This window comes from Candidatus Thiosymbion oneisti, assembly GCF_900092655.1.
GTDB classification, from domain to species: domain Bacteria; phylum Pseudomonadota; class Gammaproteobacteria; order Chromatiales; family Chromatiaceae; genus Thiosymbion; species Thiosymbion oneisti.
Genome location: NZ_FLUY01000948.1, coordinates 1 through 4,690, shown reverse-complemented (window position 1 = coordinate 4,690; position 4,690 = coordinate 1). Strand labels below are relative to the sequence as shown.

Sequence of the window (4,690 nt, the reverse complement as noted above, 5' to 3'; positions counted from 1 at the left end):
GTTGGTATCCCCCGTCGTTGAGGTTCGATTCGGTCGCGCCGCTTTGCCGGCGCACTCCAAAGCAGCCCGGAATCCATAAAGAGCCATTGAGTTTTTCCGTGGTAGGAGGACGCATGCATATCTTGGTGACCGGTGGGGCGGGTTACATCGGGAGCCATACCTGTGTGGAATTGTTGGAGGCCGGTTACCAGGTAACGGTCATCGACAACCTCAGCAACAGCAAGCAAGCAGCCTTGCGTCGGGTATCCGAGATCACGGGCCGCGAGCCCGACTTCGTGCGTGCCGACCTGCGTGACCGCATGGCCCTCGATACCCTGTTCCGGGATCGGGGGTTCGATGCCGTGGTCCACTTTGCCGGACGCAAGGCGGTCGGTGAATCCACGCAGATCCCACTGGAATACTACGAGAACAATGTTGGCGGTACCTTGGCCCTGTGTAAGGCCATGGCCGAGGCCGGGGTCAGAAAGCTCGTGTTCAGCTCGTCGGCCACCGTCTACGGCGATCCCGCCTCGGTGCCGATTCGGGAGGATTTCCCTACTTGCCCGACCAACCCCTACGGTCGTTCCAAGCTTTTTATCGAAGAGATCCTGCACGACCTGTATCGGTCGGACGGCACCTGGAACATCGCATTGCTGCGCTATTTCAACCCGGTGGGCGCCCACCGCAGCGGGCGCATCGGTGAGGACCCCAACGGCATTCCCAACAACCTGATGCCGTTCATCGCCCAGGTAGCGGTCGGTAAGCGATCCCGATTGCGGGTGTTCGGGGACGATTACGACACCCCGGATGGCACCGGCATCCGGGACTATATCCATGTGACGGATCTGGCCAAGGGCCATCTCAAGGCCCTGGAGAGGCTATCTACGGGCCCAGGCGTCGTCATCTACAATCTGGGGACCGGCCGCGGCTACAGTGTGTTGGAGATGGTGCGTGCCTTCGAGCGAGCCAGCGGCCGCTCGGTACCTTTCGATATCGTCGGGCGTCGCCCCGGGGATATCGCCATCTGCTATGCCGATCCCGGATTGGCGAGCGCGGAGCTGGATTGGACCGCAGACTTGGGAGTCGAAGAGATGGTGCAGGATACCTGGCGCTGGCAGTCCCAAAACCCCGACGGTTACGAATAATTCACGGGCGATGTGTCTGGTTTTCCAGGGATTACACCTGATGAAGACAATTGCGGGCATACTCCTGGTTTTGATTCTGGCCGGGTGCGCCACGCCTAGGGACACCGAATCCAAGGGACCGCCGGTACAGGTTATCGTCTACCGGGAACCGTCACCGCGCGACAGTCTGTTCCCGATGCTGTTCATCATCGACGGGCACCCGGTTTTCCAGCTGCAACCCGAGGAAGCGCGCCGCTTCGAGCTTCCCCCGGGGGATCACAGGTTCGGGTATGAGCTCGGCGTCTACAACTGCTCGACGCGGGTGCGGCTCGAACCCGGCAAGACCGCTAGCTACCGGTTGGCGCAAGGGTGTGTCATTGCGCTGGAGGATGGGTCCTGAGCAATTCTGAATTGTTTGGCGTTGTTTGGGAGACGGACGTGTTGCGTTCGACGCACCAAGGCTCGCTGATCTCCTGTAACGCCGGTGCCAGCGTCTTAACGCAACCTACACCCACATTACCCCCGCGCAGCCTGTACACGCAGACCTCGCGTTGCGCGTAGGTTGCGTTAGCCGCGCGGGGAAACGCCTCGGAAGGCTTGGTGTCAAACGCGGCGTAACGCAACACGACGCCTTCGCGGGCAACACCAAATAACGCTGAACAGATCCAGATCGGACAAGACTGATAGGCTCAGGCAAACAAGGTAGCGAGCGGGATGCGGGTTCCATACCAGGTTTCCAGGGTCTGTCCAAGTCGTCTCGTCTCCATGCTTTGATAGCCGTTTGTCCTGGGCTGAGTATAGACCTCTACGGCTCGCGCGTCGGCGAGTACCAGCCAGTAGACGGATACGCCGGCTCCTGCATAGAGGTCCGCCTTTGCCCGATCTACTTCGACATTGCTCACTGCGATCTCCACGGTCAGCTCGGCCCTTGTCGGATGGCAGTCGCGGTAGGTCTCCATATCCCCAAGCACGATTGCGAGGTCGGGCTCGGGCTCCGAGGTCGCGAGGGTCAGCGGGTCTTCTTTTCGCAATTGATAGCCCGGCGGCAGGTCAACCGCAAGGCGGTCGAGCAGGCGATGGGCAAGGAGGGTGTGCCGGGGGGATTTCGTCATCTTCTCGACGATTACCCCATTCAGCAGCTCCGTCCTGACGGGCACGACCCCCGAGTCCCGCAGCCTGTGATAGCGCTCGACCGAAAAGGGCAGGACCCGATGCCTTACGGCCGGACGTTCGAGCATCTCGATCATTTGTGCCCCTACGACGGCTCCGATTGCTGCCGGCCAGTGCAATGCTTGCCGGGAGGAAATCTTCCCCCGGTAGTGGTAAATTTTCAAATGGTTAGCCGAGAGCGGTTCATTAACCAGGCCCCGTTTTTTTATTTGATCCCCTCTCCCCGGCCCTCTCTCCCGGCGGGAGAGGGAGTGAAATGCGCAGATTGTGCCGTGTGGCAAGGTTATTGCTGGGTTTTGGCCGTCCCTGGCCGCAACCCAGCCTACGGCCTACGGTCCTTTTTTAGACAGCCTCTAACCTTCCTTTGCATTCAGCATGGCTGCCAGACGTTTGGCCGGAACATACCCTCGCACCATGTCACCACTCTCGAGCAGAATGGCCGGCGTCCCGGAGACCCCAACCTGCTTACCCAACTCCAGGTGATCCTGGACCGGATTCTCGCAGCTTTTGGTTTCCACGGGCTTGCCCGCTTTGGCGTCGGTCATGGCCTGGCGGCGATCGTCCGCACACCAGACCGAGACCGACTTCTTGAAGGAATCGCTATCGACGCCCGCCCGCGGAAAGAAGAGGTAACGGACCCGGATGCCTTCGGCACCATAGTCCGCAATCTCGCGGTGGAGCTTGCGGCAATAGCCGCAATCGATGTCGGTGAACACGGTTATCGTATGCTCGTATTCATCGGGGGCGAAGATCACCATCCGGTCCTCGCCGACCTGATCGACGGCCTGCTTACGGATCATAGCTCGGCGCGGCTCGGTCAAGTCCTTCTGACTCGCCAAATCGATCAAACGTCCGTCTACCATGTACTTGCCGTCGCCGCTCACATAGATCACATCCGCACCCACGACGACCTCGAAGAGTCCCTTGATCGGTGTCTCCTTGATACCGCCGATCTCATACCCGGGTGACAGCACCTTTCCGAGCCGCGCCTTGATCTTGGCATCGGCATCGGCGAGTAAGGGCGAGGCCGCCAGGGTCAAGATCACACCGGCGAAGAAAGCGATTCGATGATTCCACATAGTTCAAGTCCCCAGCTGAAAATTCGCTCGACCGGCCGCGGCCGAAAAAACCTGCCATTCGATGAAGTCCCGTACGGTAGCCTAAGCAGGCATTTAGTTCCACCGCTAAAATCGGCATCGTTCAGGCCCGCGGATGATGGCGGGCGTGGAGCTGCTTGAGCCTCTCGCGTGCCACATGGGTGTAGATCTGGGTGGTGGAGAGGTCGCTGTGGCCCAACAGCATCTGTACTACCCGCAGGTCGGCCCCGTGATTGAGCAGATGGGTCGCAAAGGCGTGGCGGAGGGTGTGCGGCGACAGGGGCTTGCTGATACCTGCCGCCACGGCGTAGCGCTTGATGAGCTGCCAGAAGGCCTGGCGCGTCATGCAGTCGCTGCGGTGGGTGGGAAAGAGAAAATCGCACCGGCGCCCCCCCACCAGGTCCCGGCGCGGTCCCTGGAGGTAATCCTGCAGCCAGGATACCGCCTCCTCACCCAGGGGCACCAGGCGTTCCTTGCCCCCCTTCCCCGTCACCCGCACGACGCCCTGGACCAAACTTACCTGCTGGAGCGTCAACCCCACCAGCTCCGATACCCGCAACCCGGTGGCGTACAGGAGCTCCAACATGGTACGGTCGCGGTGCCCCCGGGGAGCGTCCGTATCCGGCGCCCCCAAAAGGGCCTCTACTTCGGCCTCGGTGAGGGATTTGGGCAGTGGTCGACCAAGCTTCGGGGCCTCCACCCGGGCGCTGGGATCCCCTTGAATCGTGCCTTGACGCAACAGGTGCTGGTAGAACTGGCGCAGACAGGAAAGCAGCCGGGCGGAGGAGCGAGGCCTACGGCCCTGGCGGGAGAGCAGGGTCAGATAGTCCAGCAGATCGCTGCGCTGCGCTTGCGCCAGGCCCCTGCCCCGCTCCTTGGAAAGCCAGCCGGCGAAGGCCCGCAGATCGGACTGGTAGGCAGCGAGGGTGTTCGCGCTTAAGCCCCGCTCCATCCACAAGGCATCGGCAAAACGCTCGATGAGATCCTGCTCGGCATCTTCGATCATGAGAGGGGTTGATACGAAGGAATCCACTCGGGGGGCTACTGAGAAAATCGACAGTAATGCCAGGTTCGCTCCCTCGCCCCCTGGGGAGAGTGTCGTAAAAGGTGACGCCCGACGCGGTCTTTCTCGTTCCCACGCGCTGCGTGGGAACCTGGTTGCTCTGCGCCGCGGAGAGCATCGGGCCGGTGTCCACCATTCGTATACACGGGAACTAAACCTGCCGGCTGCCCGGCGTTATCGGGTGCGGCCCACAAGGCGTCTGCTCTGACCGTTGCCGACAGCTGGTCATTGGGTGCGTAAGCCGTCTGAAAGACGGC

5 protein-coding genes are annotated in these 4,690 nt (G+C 61.3%); 2 read left to right on the top strand and 3 right to left on the bottom strand.

What is annotated here, in order from left to right; genetic code table 11:
- Positions 1–113: 113 nt before the first annotated feature.
- Together galE and BQ17_RS09770 are read left to right on the top strand one after the other, a co-directional pair.
- Entirely contained in the window at positions 114–1,124 is a 1,011-nt protein-coding gene (gene galE / locus BQ17_RS09775; RefSeq protein ID WP_089726591.1) for a UDP-glucose 4-epimerase GalE, read from the top strand.
- A gap of 40 nt (positions 1,125–1,164) precedes the next feature.
- A complete protein-coding gene (locus tag BQ17_RS09770; RefSeq protein ID WP_089726589.1) occupies positions 1,165–1,503 on the top strand; it encodes a hypothetical protein in 339 nt (112 codons plus the stop codon).
- Positions 1,504–1,792: 289 nt separating this feature from the next.
- Here the strand turns inward: BQ17_RS09770 and BQ17_RS09765 are convergent, their stop codons facing one another.
- From BQ17_RS09765 to xerD, 3 genes are all read right to left on the bottom strand, one after another.
- A complete protein-coding gene (locus BQ17_RS09765; protein ID WP_089726587.1) occupies positions 1,793–2,350 on the bottom strand; it encodes a Uma2 family endonuclease in 558 nt (185 codons plus the stop codon).
- 276 nt (positions 2,351–2,626) lie between these two features.
- Complete coding sequence (locus BQ17_RS09760) at positions 2,627–3,352, bottom strand: DsbC family protein (RefSeq protein ID WP_089726585.1); 726 nt, start codon at positions 3,350–3,352, stop codon at positions 2,627–2,629.
- Between the two features lie 121 nt (positions 3,353–3,473).
- Entirely contained in the window at positions 3,474–4,376 is a 903-nt protein-coding gene (gene xerD / locus BQ17_RS09755; protein WP_089726582.1) for a site-specific tyrosine recombinase XerD, read from the bottom strand.
- Positions 4,377–4,690 lie beyond the last annotated feature (314 nt).